Origin of the sequence: Solibacillus faecavium (assembly GCF_014836905.1) — a bacterium.
GTDB classification, from domain to species: domain Bacteria; phylum Bacillota; class Bacilli; order Bacillales_A; family Planococcaceae; genus Solibacillus; species Solibacillus faecavium.
In genome coordinates, this window is record NZ_JACSPZ010000003.1 from 87,311 (window position 1) to 109,287 (window position 21,977).

The following is a 21,977-nucleotide window of genomic DNA, read 5'->3' on the forward strand; positions in this document are numbered from 1 at the left end:
TTGTAATCACTACATAGTTTGCTAGGAAAGGGGGAGCACATAATGTCATTTGCATCTGAAACAAAAAAGGAACTGACACAGGTTGAAGCGGATGACAGTTGTTTGAAGGCTGAAGTATCCGCCCTTATACGAATGAATGGTTCGTTAAGCTTTGCGAATCGTCAAATAAGCTTAGATGTTCAAACAGAGAATGCAGCTATAGCACGTCGACTATATATCATTGTAAAAAGGCTCTATCCATATAATGTAGAGCTTCTTGTTCGAAAAAAAATGCGCCTGAAAAAGAATAATGTGTACATATGCCGTGTTCGGGAAGGTGCCCGTGAAATATTGGATGATTTAGAAATTGTATCGAATTCTTTTGAATTTAATCATACGATTTCAAAATCGATCATTCCGCGAAACAGTGAGCGCCGTGCCTATTTACGCGGGGCATTTTTAGCAGGCGGATCAGTTAATAATCCGGAGACTTCCTCTTATCATTTGGAAATCTATTCTTTATATAAGGAGCACGGGGAAGCGTTGGCACAGCTGATGAATCGCTATGATCTCAATGCAAAAACAATCGAACGAAAAAAAGGCTATGTTACTTATTTAAAAGAAGCAGAAAAAATTTCGGATTTTATGAATTTAGTCGGTGCTGTACAGGCTATGCTAAAGTTTGAAGATGTCCGTATCATTAGAGATATGCGCAACAGTGTAAACCGAATCGTAAACTGTGAAACGGCTAATTTGAATAAAACAATTGGTGCGGCACTGCGGCAGGTTGAAAATATCCGCTATATTGATAATGCAGTGGGACTTGATCAATTACCCGAAAAACTACGAGAGATTGCCCGACTTCGAGTCGAATATCAGGACGTCACATTAAAAGAGCTTGGAGAGATGGTCTCAACAGGTGTTGTTAGTAAGTCAGGCGTTAATCATCGTTTACGTAAAATTGATGATATAGCGGAGGCCCTCAGACGTGGTGAAAAAATTTAGTGGCATTGGCTACGTAGAATTTTGGAATGAAACTTACGATTTAAGTACATTTATGCTAATGTATAGGTAATAATGGTAACGATTTCATGTGTACCGGAATCTATTATTGTTCTTTTCGAATAATTCCGATAAGATAGATAAAAGTAGCGATGAACGGTTGTGAAAGGGAGTATATCAAGATGATCGAAAAACAAGTAGAAGTAAAGCTGAAATCCGGCTTACAGGCAAGACAAGCTGCATTATTCGTACAAGAAGCAAATCGTTTTAAAGCAGACGTTTTTTTACAAAAGGATACGAAAAAAGTTAATGCAAAGTCGATCATGGGGATTATGAGCTTAGCTGTGGCTAAAGGTACAGTTGTCACATTATGTGCTGATGGTCACGATGAAGAAAAAGCCATTAATGCTCTCCAGCTTTTAATCGAAAAAGCAAACTAACTTGAAAAGCACAACCAATTCACAGGATGAACGGGTTGTGCTTTATTTTTTTGTGGGCGAGTGGCGATTATCTGGAGGTGACTGACGATTATCTGGGGGACTGACGATTATCCGGAGAAGAGTGACGGTTATCTGGAGTGGAGTGGCGATTATCAGATTATAAGTGGCGAATAACCATACCTTTGTGGCGATTAAGCAGTGCGAGGGACCTGGAAAAATAAAAAGCACACAGGATTAACGCCTGCATGCTTCATCGTACATTATTTATTTAATTGGTTACGCTCATAGATTTTGTCGATAAGACCGTAATCTAATGCTTGCTTTGCAGTCATGAAGTTATCACGATCTGTGTCGCGCGCTAATGTTTCGTATTCTTGGCCAGTGTTTTCAGCCATAATGCGGTTTAATTTTTCGCGTAAATGTAAAATACGTTTTGCTGCGATTTCGATTTCAGTTGCTTGACCTTGTGCACCGCCAAGTGGTTGGTGAATCATTACTTCTGCGTTTGGTAATGCAATACGCTTACCTTTTGCACCAGCAGAAAGTAAGAAAGCACCCATTGATGCTGCCATACCGATACAAATTGTTGAAACGTCCGGCTTGATGAAGTTCATCGTATCATAAATAGCCATACCCGATGTGATAGAACCACCTGGTGAGTTGATGTATAGGTAGATATCTTTATCTGGATCTTCTGCTTCTAAAAACAGTAGCTGTGCAACGATTGAGTTTGCAACGTTGTCGTCAATTCCGCTACCTAATAAGATGATGCGGTCTTTTAATAAACGTGAATAAATGTCATATGCACGTTCCCCGCGATTTGTTTGTTCAATAACTGTAGGAATTAAGTTCATTGAATAATCCTCCCTTTGTTAAAGCTTTTATTCGCATTCTTATGCTGAAAAATGGAAATCATTTCAGCTGTAAACCTATCATACACGTATTAGTCAGTTATGGTCAAATATAAACTCTGACTTTTGCTATTGAAAATCTGGCGTACCATCTGTATAATGGGAAAAGTTGAACATATACTTATTTTACTTATTAATATGTCCTCGTGGTGTAATGGATAACACTTCAGATTCCGGTTCTGAGGCTGGGGGTTCGATTCCCTCCGAGGGCGTCTTTTTTATTTGCGAATAATTAAGTATTAGCGTTCTTTAATAGGATGATAAGTATTTTAATTCCATTATTTAACATTCGTTTTAGGCACTATACTATAAATTTCCGAATTCTGTATAATTTAAACGCACTTTTAAAAAATATTTAAATTCTTTAAATGAAATTTATAATTTAGACTTGAAAAAAGGAAAGATAATTAGTAAATTATTAAAGGTTATGTTCAAGCAATACTATATTATCATGTCCAATAGGACGCCATTTTACTGTTTTCATATACTTTTCTATACCAATTGTAGAAAAATAACATAATAGTTATTGCTCTACAATGGAGAATGGATTTTTTGGTAGGATAAAAGGAATCACTGTACCGATTCCTTTTATCCTTCATTCATTCTTAAACCAAGACTACTTTCGGGATTCCCGTGAAGTAGTCTTTTTTGTATTACATAACGAGTGGGAGATTGAATTGCGTCAGGAGATAAATAGCGGAAGGGATTTCCGTTATTTAGAAAATAATATAAAAAATGATTCATTACCATAAGTTGGGGATGACAAAATTGCCGCCTCGCGATAGCGCAAGCGGCTTGATTAGGTGTTTTTTACTTCACTTTATAACGAGGGCAAAATTTTGAGATTGGTGGGCCTCGCAAACGGCAATAAAGGCAGTGATAAAGACACGTATATCACGTGGCTTTAGCGCTGTCTTGCCGCAGCCCACCAATCAAGTGGAATTTTATTAGAAAAGTAACCCCATGTTATGGTGATGAACCCAAATTTTAAAAAAGAGAGAATAAAAATACAGTACCCATAGTACATAGAAGATTAAAAAACAATAATGATATAACAATTTAATGAATAAATATTAAAAGATATGCAGATTTCTTATCATTTTTGTTATAAAAATTCATCATACTGCAATAATAATCAATTTTTTAAAAATTAAATGTTGTATATTAATTGGGGAATTAATATAATTGAACAAGATATTAATTAAAAAACTTAAAACTCCAGGAGGATATTTATAATGAACGCTAGAAAATTACTTAAATGGGCAGCCCCTTTAGCAGCAGCTTCAATGATTTTAACTGCATGTGGTGCAGATGAAAAATCATCTACAGGGGATAAAGAATATACAAAAATCGTAGCAGGTACAGAAGCAACATATGCTCCTTTTGAGTATTTAGATGATAAAGGTAATGTAGTAGGTTTAGATGCTGATATTTTAGCAGCAATTGGTGAAGAGATGGGTGTCGAAACAGAAATTAAAAATGTTGGCTGGGACTCGATGATGAGCCAAGTAACAAATGGTGAGATCGATATGGGTGCAGCAGCGATTACGATTACTGATGAGCGTAAACAATCATATGATTTCACAGATCCATACTATGAGGCGACATTATTAATCGTGACAAAAGAAGATTCTTCAATTGAATCTTTAGAGGATATTAAAGACAAAAAAATCTCAGTACAGATTAATACAACAGGTCACAAAGCAGCACAGGATTTACAAGGCGTATCAAGTTCAAAAATTTTAGCGTATGAAAACTTTTCAATTGCACTAACAGAAGTATTAACAGGTGCTTCAGATGCGGCGATCGGTGATAATGCTGTTATTTTAGAATACTTAGAGAAAAATCCGGATTCTGGTTTAAAAGCGATCGAAGACGATTCATTTGAAAAAGATTACTTCGGTTTCATGGTGAAAAAAGGTAATACAGAGCTATTAAATATTTTAAATGAAGGTCTGGACAAAATTAAGGCTAACGGAAAATTAGCTGAAATTACAGGTACAGAAATCGAATAAGCTATTTTTAATTTATTGGAGGGTTTCAGATGGAGTTTTTTGATTTTTTCCGTTGGGAAATTATCTGGAACTACCGTGAGCTATATGCAAAAGGACTTTGGGCGACCATTGTTCTAACCGCATGTGGTTATATTGGTGGTATCATTTTCGGTCTACTATTAGGGTTAGGCCAAGTTTCGAAAAGAAAATTAATTTATTGGCCGGCTAAAATTTATGTAGACGTATTCCGTGGTACACCATTGCTAGTGCAATTATTATTAATTCACTTAGCTGTTATTCCAACTATTTTTGGTTCATCACAAGGTTGGTGGGTATCGGGTATCGTAGGATTAATTTTAAATAGCGCGGCATACAATGCGGAAATTTTCCGTGCAGGAATTCAATCAATAGATAAAGGGCAAATGGAAGCAGCAAGGTCATTAGGTTTAACGCATAGTCAGGCGATGCGCAAAGTCATTTTACCTCAAGCATTCCGTCGTATGATTCCACCACTGGGGAATGAGTTTATTGCCTTGTTAAAAGATTCATCGCTTGTAACGGTTATTGCCGGTGCAGAAATATTATACGTGAGTAAAGTCGTTGCCGGAACGTATCAGCGTTTCTGGGAGCCATATTTATTTGCAGCGTTCTTATATCTTGTATTAACGTACGCAGTAACAAAGCTCATCGCATTTATCGAAAAGCGGGTCGATATCAATTACAACCCACGTAAGAAAAAGGAGCGCGCGTAAATGATTAAAGTAGAAAACTTACACAAGCATTTTGGCAAGCTCGAAGTGTTAAAGGGAATTGATTATGAAGTTCATGAAAAGGAAGTTGTGTGTGTCATCGGTCCATCCGGATCTGGTAAATCGACTTTCCTCCGTTGCATGAATTTACTTGAAGAAGTAACAGATGGCGCGATTTATATTAATGGTGTCAAAATTAATGATCCGAAAACAAACATTAACGATATCCGAACAGAAGTAGGGATGGTATTCCAGCAGTTTAACTTATTCCCGCATATGTCGGTTATTGATAATATTACGATGGCTCCGATGCAAATTCGCAACTTAAATAAACAAGATGCCGAGAAATTGGCAATGGAGCTACTTGATAAAGTTGGATTGCGTGAAAAAGCGGATAATTACCCACAGCAATTATCAGGTGGGCAACAACAGCGTGTTGCCATTGCACGTGCTTTAGCAATGAAGCCAAAAGTGATGCTATTTGACGAGCCGACATCAGCGCTCGACCCTGAAATGGTTAAAGAGGTTTTAGAAGTAATGAAAAACCTTGCCAAAGAAGGGATGACGATGGTCGTTGTCACACATGAAATGGGCTTTGCGCGCGAAGTTGGTGACCGCGTACTGTTTATGGATGGTGGCTATATTGTAGAACAAGGTCATCCGGAAGAAGTTTTCGGCAATCCACAAAATGAACGCACGAAGGCATTTTTAGGGAAAGTATTATAGGGATAGAAAAAAGCTATCTTTTACTATATTAAAATATAGTGAAGATAGTTTTTTTAATATAAAATATCGGAAAATTCAAAATAAATGTTGTATTACTATATTCAATAAATGTATAATTATAACATAAAATGTATAGGGGGATTTGCAATGTTGAATAAAAAATGGTTAACAATGATGCTGCTTGTAGTATTATCATTAGTTTTAACTGCATGTGGTACTGGGGATAAAGAAACTTCAGGCGCAGATGCGGAAGGTAAATTTGCCAAACTATTAGTCGGTACGGAAGCAACTTTTGCTCCGTTTGAATCGATGAATGATAAAGGGGAAATTGTCGGAATTGACGTTGATATTATGAACGCAATCGGTGAAGAGATGGGTTCGGAAATCGAATTTAGAAATGTAGGCTGGGAGCCGGTATTCCAACAGTTAAAGAATGGTGAGTTGGATTTAGGGGCATCAGGAATTACGATTACAGATGAGCGTAAACAAACATTTGATTTTACAGAGCCTTATTACGAAGCGACATTAATGATTGTCGTAAAAGAAGATTCACCGATTACAACATTGGATGAGTTGAAGGATGAGAAAATCTCTGTACAAATTAATACAACAGGTCATGAAGCGGCGAAAAAACTGCAAGGTATGACAAGCTCGAAAACGTTAGCTTATGAAAACCAGCCAATTGCTTTCCAGGAAGTAATTAATGGTGCAACAGCGGCTGCAATTGGTGATAATGCTGTAGTGTTAGAGTACTTAAAGAACAATCCTGAATCAGGCTTAAAAGCAATTGAATCAGATCAGTTTGAAAAAGAATATTACGGCTTTATGGTGAAAAAGGGAAATACTGAGCTACTAAATCACCTAAATGAAGGCTTACAGAAAATTAAAGAAAACGGTAAGCTTGAAGAAATTACAGGACAAAAAATCGATTAATAAAAGGAGCTGCCTTGCATACATATGCAGGGCTTTATTTTGTTTCTACTTCGTAGCCGTTGTTCTCCGTTACGGCGGACGCTTTCCTGGGGGCACGAGGCCAACAGGAAGTTGGTCACAAAAGCGTTGCCACAGGACGTGGCGTTTTTAGCTTTTGTTCCTTACGTCTCTCCCACCTGCTCCTGCGATTACTCGTCGCAAAATAAATTTTGCTTGTCCCCTGGGAGTCGCCGCCTTCACTCCGAACAACTACATTTACTTCTATATCGATTAAATCCCTATAAGAAAGCTAATTTGAATATCACATGATTTTCATTTCGCGAAAAATCGAAATTAAATAGACATGACCTCCTTGTTGCGAAGGAAGTCATGTCTATTTGTTATCGTTATAAAAGGTTATTTTTAATACGGATGGCATTAGAGAATAATCTTGCGTCTCTCCCCATTTTAGTGGGAGCATATTTGTATTGACTTAAACATTGTTGAAATATCGCATCGCAGTAGCGTTTATCATATCCGTAGTAATAGCATGCATCATGGTGCAGACAGCAGTTATCTACTGCATTTGTTGGTGCACCGGGACCGGAACAGCCTGGTCCGCAGTATCGGTAACCAGGGTAACAAAAACCAAATGCAGGGCGTCTCATTACTTTTATCTCCCTTCTTTTTAATAGTTACCATATAGTATGATTTCCTAAATAAGAAGGGTAGGGCTAATCTATTTTTTTACTAGGTGAAAACAATGCATAAGGCTGTGCCTGATTTTAGTAAAAGGCAGATTAGAAGAGAGGCATTCGTGTAGCCATTCCTCGTTCGAATGATATTTTAAAATAGTAAAGTTGGTTAGTTCATAGTAGCGGATTTCACAGGTAAAACCGAACTTTCTGCAATCTTCACTACGGCATTTACAAGGACGTCAGCACCTTTTGAGCATTCTTCATAAGAAGTATACTCATCTTCCCGGTGGCTATAGCCGTTCTTGCTTGGAACGAAAATCATTGTCGAAGGAATGTATCCGGCAATAAATTGTGCGTCATGACCGGCGCCGCTATACATTTGTTGGCTTGAATATCCTAATTCATTTACGCTTGCTGCTACGGCATCTATGACTTCCGGTGCGAAATGAACCGTATCGCGGCTCCATAATTTTGTATAGCTAAGCTGGCAGTTTTCTATTTCCTTTGGCAGGTTGAAAATAATTTGTTCTACTTGCCCGATCACTGAAGGGTCTTGATGGCGGGATTCTAACGAGAATGTTACTTTATTTGGAATGACCGTATGAATATTCGGGTAGGCATTGATGCGCCCGATTGTATAAACAAGATCATCAGGTAGCTGTTTTAGTTTATTTTGAAGGATTGAAATAATTTGCATTGCGGCAAACATACTATCTTTCCGCATTGAAATAGGGGTTGTACCGGCATGATTCGATTCGCCAGTTAATGCGATGTCATAACAGACCATACCAAGAACACCTTCGACGACGCCGATTTCCTTTTCATAATGTTCCAGTACGGGGCCTTGCTCGATATGAAGCTCTAAATAGGCGTGTGCATCCGTTAACCGGTTAGCTATATCACCTTCATAGCCGCTTTCTTTTAAGGCCTGTTCAAATGTAATGCCTTCTATGTCAGTGGAAGCTAGCATCTTTTCTTTTTCGAATTTTCCTGAAAGAACGCCGGAAGCCATTAATGAAGGTTCAAAGCGAGCGCCTTCCTCGTTTGTGAAGTTGACGATTGTTAGAGGGTGATTCAGTTCAAGTCCTGCATCAATGATCGTTTGGACGGTTTCTAAAGCTGTTAAAACGCCTAAAACGCCATCAAAGCGTCCGCCTTTAATAACAGAATCCAAATGAGAACCCATCACAATCGGTAAATGGTTGGGTTTGCCAGGAAGTGTGGCATACATTGTCCCCATATCATCTGTTGTGACAGTCATTCCAAGCTGTTCGCAAGTTTCCTTCAATTGGTTGCGAGCAAGAATATCCTCTTTTGAAAGGCTTAAACGTGTGACACCGTTATTTTCTGTAGCTCCAAATTGACTGAATAACTCGATACTGTTTTTTAGTCGTTCACGATTGGTTTTTAACATTAGGAGTCCCCCTTTAATCCATTAATATATATACATTAGCATTTTCATATAACAAATTAATATATACCTAATGTAAAATGTTACAATAATTGTATGGACGAATTGTTAATTAGAGGAGGCTGCTTATGATAACTGTAAAAGAAGTGCTAAATCGAAAATACTTTGAATCTGCCAAAGTTGTTGCGGGTCAATCAGGATTAAATCATGCGATAAAATGGATACATATATTGGAAGTTATCGATGTGAAGCAGCTAATAAAAGGTAATGAGCTCATTTTGACAACCGGAGTTATTTTAAAAGACAACGAGCAAGGTTTTTTAAACTTTGTCCAGCAGCTTAGCGATTTGGAAGTGGCGGGTCTATGCATTGAATTAGGAATGTATATTCAGGTTGTACCGGAAAGCGTCATAAATTTAGCGGATCGTCTTGATTTTCCACTTATTGTGTTTCAGGAAATCGTGCCGTTTATCGGGATTACGCAGGATTTGCATACAGCGATTATTCATCAGCAATACGGTATTCTGAAGCAGTTGGAGGATTACTCCCAAAAAATAAACAACTATGTGTTAAAGGTAAATGACAAGGCGAAGATTTTGCAGTACATGCAGAAATATTTAAATGTAAACACTTATTTTGAAGTGAATAAAGGGACAAGTCTCGCAATCCCGGATAAAAAGATTGAAAATTACAAAGATTTCATCAATAGATTGAACAGTAAAAATAAGGCGAGTCTGGAAATGAATTTATTTGATCAGGTGTATGGTACGGTCCATATTTACTCCGAGAAAAGGGAAATTACCGAACTGGATTTACTCATTTTGGATCGGACAGTCGTTACGTTGTCTCAGTTTGTTTTAAGGGATTTATATATTGAGGAAAAGCTTGAAAGTGAAAACCGTAAATTTTTTGAGAAATGGCTGGAAGGTAAAAACAGTGATGATGAAATACGTTATTTTATCGAAGAATCGGAACAGAAGCTCAAGCAAAACGGCTGGATGGTTATGATTCATCAAATGCGAAGAAAAAATATTATAAAGGATTTGACGAACTATAAAATCAATCTTCGCCAAGCTTTGCAAAAGGAAGGCTTTTATACATTTATCGTAGAGCAGTCCCAGTATTTAATCTTTATATTGAATGATTTGGGGCCGGAAGCTACTTATAAAGAGCGGATGAAGCGCGCGATGAATGAGCTGATCAATCAGTACAGGCTGGATACGCTCATTGCGGTAGGGAAATATGTATCTCATTACAATGAATTGAAGGAAAGCTATCAAACTGCGCAGGAGACGCTTCAAATCAGAATGACGAATATGGAGCTTTCGTATTTCTATGATGAGCTGCTTCTTTATCATATGGTAAAGGTTCTGCAAAATAACAATAGTCTTATGCAGGCGGCTAAGGAAAAGATTGAGAAGCTCAGTCAGTATGACAGCAAGCATAATACGAATTTAATTCAGACGTTGGATATCTTTTTTCAGTGCAATGGATTGAAAAAGGAGACAGCCGAAAAATTATTTATTGTTCGCCAAACGCTTTATCATCGTCTTGAAAAGGTGGAGCAAATTATCGGCAGTGATTTTATGAATTATGAAAATCGTTTATGTTTAGAACTCATGTTATTGATGACAAAGCATAATTATTATGAGGGGATGAAAGTCACCTAATATCGCTTGTCGGACTATACAAAAACGTTATATTAACCTACTAATGAAGAACTCACTAATTACCTTAATGTGAAGTGAATGCAAAAAATCATTTTACACAATGTATAATGCCCTAATAAGTTCGATAAGCGAAAATAGAGGTAAGTTCTGAAATTTAGGAGGGAAATGCATGAGCCAATACGTAGAGTATAACTGGAAGGCAAATGACGAAAAGCATGTGTGGCATTCGATGAAGCCTTATAACCCGGATGCAACGTTTATTGTAGATAGAGCAGAAGGAGCTTGGCTGACGGACATCGATGGCAACAAATATTTGGATGCGATGGCAGGGCTATGGTGTACGAATATTGGGTATGGACGCAAGGAAATTGCAGAAGTAGCCTATGAGCAGATGCTTAAAAATTCCTATACGCCACTCACATATGGGCATACGCCGGCAATTTTACTAAGTCAGAAAATTAGCGAGCTGCTTGGTGATGAATATGTCGTTTTCTACTCCAACAGTGGCTCGGAAGCAAATGAAGTTGCCTTTAAAGTCGTGCGTCAATACCATCAGCAAAAAGGTGAAACGAATCGCTATAAAATTGTGTCCCGCTACCGTGCATACCACGGGAATACGATGGGTGCGTTAGCCGCAACAGGCCAGGCACAGCGTAAATATAAATATGAGCCGCTTGCTCCAGGGTTTCTGCATGTAGCGCCACCTGATCAATATCGTAACCCAGAAGAAATGCAGGGGGAGGACCCTACGACATTGCCGAGTGTGAAAAACTTGGACCAGGTGATGACGTGGGAAATGTCGGAAACGATTGCCGCTGTCATTATGGAGCCAATTATTACGGGCGGTGGGGTAATCGTCCCGAATGAGGCCTATTTGCAAGGTGTCCAGGAAGTATGTGAAAAGCACGGGGCACTACTTATTATTGACGAGGTTATTTGTGGTTTTGGGCGAACAGGAAAAGCGTTTGGCTTCCAAAATTACGGAATTAAGCCGGATATCGTTACGATGGCAAAAGGGCTGACAAGTGCGTATATGCCTTTATCGGCTACTGCTATTCGTCGTGAAATATATGAACAGTTTATAGCTGAAGGAGATTACGAGTTTTTACGTCACGTTAATACTTTCGGTGGTTCACCGGTCGCTTGTGCGGTTGCGTTGAAAAACATTGAAATTATGGAGCGCGAAAATTTATTTGACCAATCCACGATGCTCGGGGAATCACTGAAGGAAATGTTAACGGATAATTTAATGGATCATCCATTTGTCGGGGATATTCGAGGAAAAGGTTTATTGATCGGGATTGAGCTTGTGGAAGATAAAGAAACGAAAGTGCCGCTTGATGTTAACAAGGTCAATGCCGTTATTGCCTACTGTAAGCAAAAGGGCGTCATTATCGGTAAAAATGGTGTAACTGTAGCGAATTTCAATAATGTATTAACTTTATCACCACCGCTATCGATTACGTCGGAGGAAAAGGACTTTATCGCTTCGACATTCATTGAGGCGGTCAACAGCATTAAATAAAGGGGGACATTTAGAATGACAGAAGCAGTTTCGGTAAAAAAGTTAACGCATTTTATTAATGGAGAATTAGTCGAGGGGAAAAGCAGAAGCTATTCAAAGGTTTATAATCCGTCTACAGGCGAAGTGATTGCTGAAGTACCGATTGCAACAGCCGAGGAAACGCGTGAAGCGATTGCAGCGGCAAAAGCGGCTTTTCCTGCGTGGAGAGATTTATCCGTTGCGAAGCGAGCTGAAGTATTAATGCGCTTCCGCTATTTAATTACAGAAAATATGGATCAGCTATTAGATACGATTTGTACGGAAAGTGGAAAAACGTTGGAGGATGCACGTGGTGAAGTGACGCGGGCATTGGAGTCGGTCGATTTGGCGATCGGGGCACCTCACCTTGTGAAGGGTGAGTATTCGGTCAATGTTGGTGGTCAAATTAATGCCTACTCGGCGAAGTATCCTTTAGGTGTCGTAGCTGCGATCTCACCGTTTAACTTCCCAATCATGGTACCGCTGGCGCAAACGTCAATGGCCATTGCTGTAGGGAATGCTGTTATTTTAAAGGCTTCCGAAAAGGTACCGATGACTTCACTATTTGTAAGTGAGCTATGGAAAAAGGCAGGCTTGCCGGATGGTATTTGGACAGTAGTAAACGGTAGCAAGGACGCGGTAAATGAACTTCTGGAAAACCCGACTGTGCAGGCGATTTCATTTGTCGGATCAACGCCGGTTGCGAAATATATTTACGAAACAGGTGCTAAATACGGCAAACGTGTAACGGCGCTTGGTGGCGGGAAAAATAATATGGTTGTTATGCCGGACGCGGATTTAGAGCAAGTGGCGAACGCGTTTATCGGTGCTGCTTATGGCGCGGCTTCTCAGCGTTGTATGGCGATTTCTACGATCGTGCCGGTTGGTGAAGAAACAGCTGATAGATTAGTAGCGATTTTAAAAGACAAGATCAGTAAATTGAAGGTTGGCAGCTATACAGAAGAAGGTACGGATTTTGGACCGGTTATTTCGAAGGAGTCGAAAGAAAGTATTTTAAAGGCAATCGATTTAGCTGAGCAGCAAGGTGCGACAGTTGTGAATGATGGTCGTGAAGTGGATATTGTGAAGAATTCGGAAGGCTTCTTCGTAGGTCCGACGCTATTGGACAATGTGACAAAGGAAATGGATATTTGCGATCAGGAAGTGTTCGGACCGGCTCGAAATGTCGTGCGCGTAGGTTCGCTTTCGGAGGCGATTGACTTCATTAACGATCAGGAGCTAGCAAATGGTGTAACGATCTTTACGAATGATGGTGCTGCGGCGCGTAAATTTACTACGGAAATTGATGTAGGCATGGTTGGTGTCAATGTGCCGATTCCAATCCCGGTAGGCTATCATAACTTTGCCGGCTTTAAAGGCTCTCGTTTCGGTGAGGGGCATATGTTTGGCCCAGATCAGGCGCGATTCTTTACGAAAACGAAAACGGTATCCGAGCGCTGGCCAGGGACAACGGAAACGACTGCTTCGACATTTGCGTTTCCGAGTAACGACTAAAATAATATGGGAAACAGCCTGATTCCGGGAAATGGGATCAGGCTGTTTTTTATATGTAATTGAATTTATTAGAACAGTTTGGGGGGATATTAGAAAATGCGGGTGGGATATTAGAAGGTTGAGAGGGGATTTTAGAACAATTTGCACCTATTTTAGAACATGCCGAGGCTTTATTAGAAGATCAAAAATATATTAGAACAAATGAAAATATATTAGAATATTTCAAAGTTTATTAGAACATTTTTTGCTGAATTTATCGAATTAGCACTTATTATGTCATAAAATATAACATGAAAAGTGGATTTTCCCCTTATCTTTTTACGTTATGTCCAAAAAGATTATTGGAAAAATTACCTTTTGTATATTAATTTTTAATCAAGCATCGAGTAAAGTTAAGTGTATGAAGGGAAGAAGCAACTTTTAAAATTTATTTTAATTTTTTTGAATAATTAGATATTATGTAAAAAAATATAACATATAATAATATATATTTAATTATATGCTTCTCAAAAGTTAAATATGCCAAAAAAATCAAAAGAGTATTAAATAACTCTAATTGTGACTTAAATTTATTGAAAATTCAGATTAAATGCAAGGCACGGGTTTCATCGGTTCTTTCTAGAACTTAGCTAAATTACTAGAAAAATAGGAGGGTTTACTATGAAAAAGATTATTACCGGGGGAACAATTGTTACGGCTACAGACACGTATAAAGGTGATGTGCTGATTGAGGATGGCGTTATTCAGCAAATTGCGGCAAGCATTCAAGATGCGGATGCAGAAATTATTGACGCTACTGGAAAGCTGTTATTCCCGGGCGGAATTGATCCACATACCCATTTGGATATGCCGTTCAACAATACGGTAACAGATGATGATTGGCAATCAGGTACCATTGCAGCAGCATTTGGTGGAACCACGACAATTATTGATTTTTGTATTAGTGCAGGCTCTCCGACATTGATGGATGCGATTGATACTTGGCATGGCAAGGCGAAGGACAAGGCCGTGATCGACTATGGGTTCCACTTAATGATTGGTGATTTGAATGAGCAACGTCTAAAGGAATTGCCGGAAGCTTTAGAAAGAGGCGGCATTAGCTCGATTAAAGTATTTTTGGCTTATGCAAAGGAATTCCAGGCGACGGATCGTACGTTATTCCAGGCATTTAAAGTAGGAAAGCAATTAGGCGCAACGGTAATGGTGCATTGTGAAAATGGTTCTGTTATCGATGAGCTGGTAGAAGAGGCGAAGGCAAATGGGCAGACAGAGCCGATTTATCATGCACTGACTCGTCCTCCAGAAGTTGAAGGTGAAGCGACGAAGCGTGCGATTGAGCTAGCAAATTTAGCGGGTGCACAGCTTTATGTTGTACATGTTACGTGTAAAGAAGCCGTTGATGAAATCATCGCAGCGCGTAATAAAGGCTACAACGTTTTAGGGGAAACTTGCCCACCGTATTTAGTATTGGATCAAACGGCATTGGAAAAGCCGAACTTTGAAGGGGCGAAATATGTATGGTCACCGCCACTGCGTCCAGTAGAGCATCAGGAAGTATTGTGGAATGCATTAAAAGCTAAGCAGCTGCAAACGATCGGCTCGGATCAATGCTCGTTTAGCTTCAATGGCAAGAAAACATTAGGGAAGGATGACTTCTCGAAAATTCCGAATGGTGGACCATTTATTGAAGATCGCTTCTCTGTACTTTATTCGGAGGGTGTTGCGAAAGGCCGCATTACGGAGAACGAGTTTGTTGATATGATTTCGACGCAGTCTGCGAAGATTTTCGGTCTGTTCCCTAAAAAAGGAACGATTGCGGTCGGTTCTGATGCGGATATCGTATTATTCGATCCAACAGTCAAACGGACAATCTCGGCAGAAACTCACCATATGAATGTTGACTACAATGCATTTGAAGGGCTGGAAGTGACAGGGGAGCCAATGAGTGTACTGGTGCGTGGTGAATACGTGATTCAGGATAAAAAGTTTGTTGGAGAACTGGGAAGAGGCCAGTACATTCGTCGTGAAGTAAAGAGCTCCACTAAAGTAACTTCATAGTTTAGTAATCCTAAAAAGTAATAACAAATCAAACTGGAGAGGGTTGTTATGAAATGAGCAATAGTTTAGCGAAAAACTTTGAAGAAATATTTGGTGGTTTAACAACATACGCAGCAACCGTGGAAGCGAATCGATGTTTGTATTGCTATGATCCACCGTGTGTTAAAGCGTGCCCGACAAGCATTAATATTCCGAGCTTTATAAAGAAAATCGCCTCGAATAATATGAAGGGCTCTGCTCGTGTCATTATGGAAGCGAACCCAGTAGGAGCAAGCTGTGCACGTGTATGTCCGACAATCGAGCTTTGTGAGGGTGCTTGTGTGTTGAACAGTGAGGAAAAGCCAATACAGATTGGTCACTTGCAGCGCTATGCAACAGACTGGCTGCGTGAAACCGATGTGAAGTTGTTTACACCGAAACCTGCAAACGGCAAGAAAATCGCGATTATTGGTAGCGGTCCTGCTGGATTATCTGCTGCACGTGAACTGGCATTACTAGGATACGGTGTGACAATTTACGAAGCAGATGAAAAAGCAGGGGGCTTGAATTATTACGGGATCGTTTCATTCCGCCTACCTCAAGACGTTGTGGAGTGGGAAGTGCAGCAAGTACAAAACCTCGGTGTTGAAATTAAAACGAGCGCAAAAATCGGCGAAGATGTATTAGTTGATGAACTGCTTGAGAATTTTGACCGCATTATCGTAGCGGTTGGTATGGGGAAAGTACCGATGCTCAATATTGAGGGCGAGCACTTGGAAGGCGTCTATGATGCGATTGATTTTGTAAAAGAATCGAAAGCTTCATTTACAGATAAAATGCTAGGCAAAAAAGCAGTCGTGATCGGTGCTGGTAATACGGCGATTGATGCAGCGACGTGTTCGGTAAGGTTAGGAGCTGAGCAGGTTCAAATCGTTTACCGCCGTACATCGAAGGAAATGACAGCTTATGACTTTGAATATGATTTTGCGAAGCAGGACGGTGTTGAATTTAGATGGTTATCGTTACCGAAGCGAATCATCGGGGACGAAGCCGGTAAAGTAGTTGGTCTGGAATGTATCAAGATGAAGCTAACTGATATGGAAAACGGAAAAGGAACGTTAACTGAGATTCCGGGTTCTGAATTTATTATTGAAACGGATGCTGTCATTCGGGCCATTGGTCAAGCTAAGCAGTATGAGCTGATTGAGCATCTAGGTCTGGCGAATACTCGTGGGGTCATTGATGTCGAGATGAATAGCTTAAAGACATCCAATCCGAAAATCTACGCTTGTGGCGATGTAATTTACGGCAATGGATACGGTGAAGCGACTGTTGTATCCGCGGCGCAGCAAGGGAAAGATTCGGCATACGCAATTCATTATGAACTAAACGCAAATTCAGAAATCGCATAGGGGGTATTCACATGGCTGATTTAAGTATAAATTTTGCTGGAATAAAGTCACCGAATCCATTTTGGCTGGCATCTGCACCACCGACTAACTCGGGCTATCAAGTCCAACGTGCTTTTGAAGCAGGCTGGGGTGGCGCTGTTTGGAAAACGTTGGGGGACCCTATTTTAAACGTTTCTTCCCGTTTTGCAGCTGTAAGTTTTAATGGTCAAAAGGTGGCAGGGTTCAACAATATTGAGTTAATCACGGACAGACCGCTGGAAGTGAACCTGAAAGAAATTTATGAAACGAAAAAACGATTCCCTAATCACGCGATCATTGCTTCATTAATGGTCGAGCCGAAAGCTGAAAAGTGGTATGAAATTGTAAAAAAAGTACAGGATGTCGGGGTCGATGGCTTCGAATTAAACTTTGGATGTCCCCATGGAATGGCCGAGCGTGGCATGGGTGCCGCTTCTGGTCAGGTACCGGAACTGGTGGAAAAGCAGACGTATTGGGCGAAGGAATATGCTCAAGTACCGGTCATTGTTAAGCTGACGCCGAACATTACTGATATTACGGTAACAGCTGAAGCGGCGATACGCGGTGGTGCTGACGCGATTAGTATGATTAATACAATCAATAGTCTGGCGGGCGTTGACTTAAACTCTTGGAACACAATCCCGCACGTTGGTAACAAAGGTGCCCACGGAGGTTATTGTGGTCCAGCGGTTAAACCGATTGCGCTGAACATGGTTGGTGAATGTGCGAGAAATCCGTATATCAATGTACCGATTTCAGGCATTGGTGGTATATCGAACTGGCAGGATGCTGCTGAGTTTATACTGATGGGCTCGACAAGCGTGCAAGTGTGTACAGCAGCTATGCACCACGGCTTCAGCATTGTAGAGGATATGATTGATGGCTTAAGCAACTATTTAGATGACAAAGGCTTAGACTCGGTCATGGATCTCGTTGGCAAAACGGTTCCGAAGTATTCAGATTGGGGCGATCTGGACTTAAATTATAAAGTTGTAGCAGAGATTAATAATGATGTTTGCATTAACTGTAATAAGTGCCATATCGCGTGTGAAGATACATCGCATCAATGTATCGATTTGTATACGGAAGACGGTCGTCCGATGCTCAAAGTTCGCGAGGAAGATTGTGTAGGCTGTAACTTATGTTCGATTGTTTGTCCGGCAGAAGGTGCTATTACGATGAAGGAATTGGTGCCTACACAGCCACCAATGACATGGAATGAAAGACAGTCGTTAATTGCAGGATTTGCAGCGAACAGTTCAAGTATTGTGAGGTAGTTGATTTTAAGGAATGGATGTCAGCCTAACAGCACCGCATGTGCGACAACGGCTGACTGACCTATTTCCTGTAGACCCAAAAAATTGAATAATGAGAGGTGTAGCGATGTCCAATCCAAAAAGCTCGAGTAATAATTATTTGAAATCACCTGATTTACTTCCTGTCTCGCATGAGAATCGCAGTATTGGAGTGCTTGGCTTTGGTATGATCTGGGTAGGAATGGCGATCGTCCTGGCCGCCTTTGCGATCGGTGCCGGCGGGATTGTGAATTTAAGTATGCCGATGCTGATCCTTGCGACATTGGTAGGATCGATTTTAATTGGTATCTTCATGGTGATTATCGGCGATATCGGTGTAGAACACGGATTATCGTTTCCGGTGTATATGCGTGCTCCGTTCGGAACGATTGGTACCCATCTTCCTTCGTTTGCACGTGCATTTACGGCATCTTGCTGGTTTGGTATTAATACGTATTTCGGAGCCCTTGCAATCAATGGAATCTTAAATATTATGATAGGCTTCGATAATTGGTTTGTGTGCTTTATCGTCTTTGCGACATTGCAGTTATTCAACGTATCGTTAGGGATTAAATCAATTGAGCGTTTCGCCGATTTTGCTGCACCGATCATTATCTTTATTTCGATTTGGATGTACTTGCAATTATCGGCTGAAGCAAAGGCACAAGGAAAAGCGGTATGGTCTTGGGTGGAAGCACCGCAGACAGGCTTTGAACAGTTTACGGCATTTATGATTGTCGCGATGGCAATTATGGGCTTCTGGGCGACATTGGCTGCGGATATGCCAACTCTTTCACGTCACTTTAAAGCACCGAAAAATGAGCGTAACTGGTTTAAACGAAATAAAACACAATTACTAGGTTCACTAGTAGTTCAGCCAATTTTCAATACGCTAATGATTGTCATTGGCGCGGTATGTTATATGTCTACCGGTTCAGGTGACCCGATTAACGCACTTCAGCAAGCAGCAGGTGGCATTGTTCTTGTAATGTTATTATCGATGATCGTACTCGCTCAATGGTCGACAAATACTTCTGCGAACGTTATTCCGGCGGCGACGATTTTCTCGAATATCGGCGGCCCGAAAGTACCGTTTTGGGTAGGGGTTGTCATTGCAGGTATTGTAGGGACGATTGTTCAACCGTGGAGCTTGTTTGATATTTTAAATAGCGTTTTACTCGTTGTTGGTGGTATCCTTTCTTCAATTGTTGGTATTTTATTTGCCGATTATTATTTAATTCGTAAGCGACGAGTAAATGTAAAGGATCTATATGAAACAGATGGTCAATATCAATATTTAAAAGGTGTCAATGTAGCGGGTATTATCGCTTGGGTGCTTGGTGGATTAATCGCAAATATTTGGCCATCGTTTTCTTCACTAATCGGCTTCTTTGTAGGGGCGGCAATCTATTATGTGCTGGCGAAATTCTGGTGGTTCAAAAAGTATCCGCAAGCTGAAATTACGAATCCGAGTGATGAGGAGTATTTAGGCATAACAGCTGGACGTAGCTGGGAAATTGATGTGACGCCGGAACCGATTGGTGTTCAACAAACAGCTTCTACAGATTAAATGTGAATGGGGTGCGACGATGTCAGAATATGAATTTGTGGCTAAGGAAATTTTACAGATTGATGAGCTGCTTGCCGATAACTATATTTTTAAAAGTGTATACGAAAATTTAGAAGGTGCCTTTGTTACTTTTATCAATGAAGATACGAACGAGGAGCGTATACTGCATATTAAAATGGCAGATACGCGAAAATATTTCTCCAGTAAACTATTGGAACAATTAAGCAGTTGAAAATTTAGAGTGTCAGGCGCATTTCCATATGGGATGCGCTTTTTTATTTTATTAAATTACACCAGAAAATTTCGAACAAAGGCATATTTCGACATGGAAATACATATTGTGAAGAAGGATAAGTGGATGCACCAGTTGAATGTAGAAAAATTTCTGATCGAAGTGGAGGGTTTTTTATGGGTGGAGGAAAAGGCACATTTCAGAAATGGAGGAAGAAAGTCAACAAGAAGGTGACAACGCTTAGCAGTAAAACGTCTTTTGCGGTCGACCGGTCCAAACTGCGAAAACAAATCAATGGAATTGAAGAAGAGATCAAAGTGCTGAAACAGCAAATTGGGGAAATCGTCAATATGAACCGCAATAGCCTGTTTTCGGTTAGCATGGTGAATTATCAGCTCGCGCAAATTGAGGCGAAAGAAAACGCAATTGCGCAGCTGGAAAAAGATATCGAAGAATTGAATGAACTTAGTAAATTAGCGGGTGCCGAAGAGGAGGAAATCATACCCGATCTGAATGCAAAGCAAACGATTGACGAAATTACAGCGCCCTATATATACAATTGCGCCAACTGTAATGAAGTCTACGAAGAGCCGAAAAAGTTTTGCGAGGAGTGTGGTTATAATATGAGTTAAAATGGGCTGAAGGAATGTAGCCTTTAGCTCAAGGTGCAGGGGGTGAGCTAGCGAGAAGCGATACTATAAGTCACCTTAAAGGAGCGATCATAAGAAAATATACAAGGTTTTACATGGAGAGTTCCACTAGATCTTTCGGTGAAAATACCGTCTTATGAAGTTTGCGCAGATTGTAAAAAAGATGTTTTAATAAAATTCCATAACATTTAGCACAAACTGTTTTAATAGCGTTTGTGCTTTTTTGTTGTGTTTACAAACAAATTGAACTTTAAGAAATTGTTCATTAATCCATACTAGACCTTGAAAGGGTATATTGTTTAAACTCTTGCTGAATCAGTTCCCAATAGTATTGATCGTCGTAAAGCATCAATAACTGTTGAGCTTTTTTTAAGGGATGTTCAGGTTTTTTTTCCTGTAAATTAACTCTACAAATGGCTTCTCTTGAATAATGAAGCGACAAAATAGTATAACTCATCTTTTTTTTATCAGATTGAAGTGAATCTTCGATAATTGTAAGTGCCTTTGCATAATCTTTATTTTTTATAAGTATCAGGGAGAGGTTGATTTTAAATGCAATCTTTAGTCTTTCAGCATCATGAAAATCTTTATACATATCCAGTCTAGTTAATACTGTTTGTGTGAATTCAATCGCAATGTCTGCAGGAAATAAAAATAAAATGGTATTGATTATGCGGATATCATTTAAATACCACTGTTCGTATTTCGACATCTCTTTCCAAATAGGCTCCACTATATTTCGGGCTATATCAATATTTTTTGTATCATGAAGTTGTATAAATGCCTCACATATCAGGTAGATCTCCTCTATATCCTCGTCACGATGCTCTTGTAAAAAAAGGACTGTTTGTTGTTTTAATTTATGTAAACTCGCGATGTGATTGTAATCTAAAGAAAATAGACTATGAATAAGTTTTTGTTTCCGTCCGTAATTATAGTCATTCCGAATGTAATCAAATTCTTCCGCTGAAATATTCAAGCGTTGAAGTAATTGAAGGTATATGCTCGCGTCTACATCCCTTATTCCAGCCTCAAACTTAGAATAGGTACTTTGAGAAATAATATTACTCGCCACTTCCGCTTGGCTATATGTTTTATTCTTTCTAATACTTTTTAAATCTTTACCTAAATTCATTCCTATCCCTCCAATGAAATATTCCATATGGAATAATATGTTGTATAGTCCAGTATATCCTTTATAGTAGCTATAAGA

At 39.7% G+C, this 21,977-nt stretch carries 19 protein-coding genes and 1 tRNA gene; 16 read left to right on the forward strand and 4 right to left on the reverse strand.

Translation table 11 applies throughout. The annotated features are described in order from the left end of the window. Window positions 1-42: 42 nt before the first annotated feature. Window positions 43-984 (forward strand): DNA-binding protein WhiA, encoded by a 942-nt coding sequence (whiA, locus tag H9635_RS07350; RefSeq protein WP_191699535.1) that lies wholly within the window; start codon window positions 43-45, stop codon window positions 982-984. Between the two features lie 179 nt (window positions 985-1,163). Beyond that, window positions 1,164-1,421, forward strand: a complete 258-nt coding sequence (locus H9635_RS07355; RefSeq protein ID WP_191699537.1) for an HPr family phosphocarrier protein — start codon at window positions 1,164-1,166, stop codon at window positions 1,419-1,421. A 260-nt stretch (window positions 1,422-1,681) separates the two neighbouring features. Here the strand turns inward: H9635_RS07355 and clpP are convergent, their stop codons facing one another. Continuing rightward, a complete protein-coding gene (clpP, locus tag H9635_RS07360; protein ID WP_191699538.1) occupies window positions 1,682-2,275 on the reverse strand; it encodes an ATP-dependent Clp endopeptidase proteolytic subunit ClpP in 594 nt (197 codons plus the stop codon). A 197-nt stretch (window positions 2,276-2,472) separates the two neighbouring features. Here clpP and H9635_RS07365 point away from each other — a divergent pair. From H9635_RS07365 to H9635_RS07385, 5 genes are all read left to right on the forward strand, one after another. Continuing rightward, a tRNA-Arg gene (locus H9635_RS07365) sits at window positions 2,473-2,544 on the forward strand. 1,023 nt (window positions 2,545-3,567) lie between these two features. Beyond that, window positions 3,568-4,347, forward strand: a complete 780-nt coding sequence (locus tag H9635_RS07370; RefSeq protein ID WP_191699539.1) for a basic amino acid ABC transporter substrate-binding protein — start codon at window positions 3,568-3,570, stop codon at window positions 4,345-4,347. 29 nt (window positions 4,348-4,376) lie between these two features. Further along, window positions 4,377-5,078, forward strand: a complete 702-nt coding sequence (locus tag H9635_RS07375; RefSeq protein ID WP_191699540.1) for an amino acid ABC transporter permease — start codon at window positions 4,377-4,379, stop codon at window positions 5,076-5,078. Further along, window positions 5,079-5,801, forward strand: a complete 723-nt coding sequence (locus tag H9635_RS07380; protein WP_191699541.1) for an amino acid ABC transporter ATP-binding protein — start codon at window positions 5,079-5,081, stop codon at window positions 5,799-5,801. Window positions 5,802-5,948: 147 nt separating this feature from the next. Further along, entirely contained in the window at window positions 5,949-6,734 is a 786-nt protein-coding gene (locus H9635_RS07385; protein ID WP_191699542.1) for a basic amino acid ABC transporter substrate-binding protein, read from the forward strand. Window positions 6,735-7,120: 386 nt separating this feature from the next. On the opposite strand, the gene H9635_RS07390 is transcribed toward H9635_RS07385, so the two are convergent. Then, entirely contained in the window at window positions 7,121-7,381 is a 261-nt protein-coding gene (locus tag H9635_RS07390; RefSeq protein ID WP_191699543.1) for a Parvovirus coat protein VP1-like protein, read from the reverse strand. A 196-nt stretch (window positions 7,382-7,577) separates the two neighbouring features. Then, entirely contained in the window at window positions 7,578-8,825 is a 1,248-nt protein-coding gene (locus tag H9635_RS07395; protein WP_191699544.1) for a Zn-dependent hydrolase, read from the reverse strand. Between the two features lie 125 nt (window positions 8,826-8,950). Between H9635_RS07395 and H9635_RS07400 the strand changes: the two genes are divergently transcribed. From H9635_RS07400 to H9635_RS07440, 9 genes are all read left to right on the forward strand, one after another. Continuing rightward, window positions 8,951-10,492 carry a PucR family transcriptional regulator gene (locus H9635_RS07400; RefSeq protein WP_191699546.1) on the forward strand — a complete coding sequence of 514 codons (1,542 nt, stop codon included), beginning with the start codon at window positions 8,951-8,953 and terminating at the stop codon, window positions 10,490-10,492. 169 nt (window positions 10,493-10,661) lie between these two features. Beyond that, window positions 10,662-12,017 carry an aspartate aminotransferase family protein gene (locus H9635_RS07405; RefSeq protein WP_191699548.1) on the forward strand — a complete coding sequence of 452 codons (1,356 nt, stop codon included), beginning with the start codon at window positions 10,662-10,664 and terminating at the stop codon, window positions 12,015-12,017. A 15-nt stretch (window positions 12,018-12,032) separates the two neighbouring features. Next, a complete protein-coding gene (locus H9635_RS07410; RefSeq protein WP_191699550.1) occupies window positions 12,033-13,550 on the forward strand; it encodes a CoA-acylating methylmalonate-semialdehyde dehydrogenase in 1,518 nt (505 codons plus the stop codon). A 660-nt stretch (window positions 13,551-14,210) separates the two neighbouring features. After that, complete coding sequence (gene hydA, locus H9635_RS07415; protein WP_191699552.1) at window positions 14,211-15,608, forward strand: dihydropyrimidinase; 1,398 nt, start codon at window positions 14,211-14,213, stop codon at window positions 15,606-15,608. Window positions 15,609-15,661: 53 nt separating this feature from the next. After that, on the forward strand, window positions 15,662-16,999 hold the full coding sequence (locus H9635_RS07420; RefSeq protein ID WP_191699554.1) for an NAD(P)-dependent oxidoreductase: 1,338 nt from the start codon (window positions 15,662-15,664) through the stop codon (window positions 16,997-16,999). A gap of 11 nt (window positions 17,000-17,010) precedes the next feature. Then, window positions 17,011-18,294, forward strand: coding sequence for an NAD-dependent dihydropyrimidine dehydrogenase subunit PreA (gene preA / locus H9635_RS07425; RefSeq protein ID WP_191699556.1), 1,284 nt, complete (start codon window positions 17,011-17,013; stop codon window positions 18,292-18,294). A 106-nt stretch (window positions 18,295-18,400) separates the two neighbouring features. Further along, the gene (locus H9635_RS07430; protein WP_191699558.1) at window positions 18,401-19,882 is read left to right on the forward strand and encodes an NCS1 family transporter; all 1,482 of its coding nucleotides are present in this window, start codon (window positions 18,401-18,403) and stop codon (window positions 19,880-19,882) included. Window positions 19,883-19,901: 19 nt separating this feature from the next. Then, window positions 19,902-20,114, forward strand: a complete 213-nt coding sequence (locus H9635_RS07435; protein ID WP_191699560.1) for a hypothetical protein — start codon at window positions 19,902-19,904, stop codon at window positions 20,112-20,114. Window positions 20,115-20,236: 122 nt separating this feature from the next. Beyond that, window positions 20,237-20,746 (forward strand): nucleotide-binding protein, encoded by a 510-nt coding sequence (locus H9635_RS07440; RefSeq protein ID WP_318245188.1) that lies wholly within the window; start codon window positions 20,237-20,239, stop codon window positions 20,744-20,746. 283 nt (window positions 20,747-21,029) lie between these two features. Here H9635_RS07440 and H9635_RS07445 read toward each other — a convergent pair whose 3' ends face one another. After that, window positions 21,030-21,899 (reverse strand): helix-turn-helix domain-containing protein, encoded by an 870-nt coding sequence (locus tag H9635_RS07445; RefSeq protein WP_191699562.1) that lies wholly within the window; start codon window positions 21,897-21,899, stop codon window positions 21,030-21,032. Window positions 21,900-21,977 lie beyond the last annotated feature (78 nt).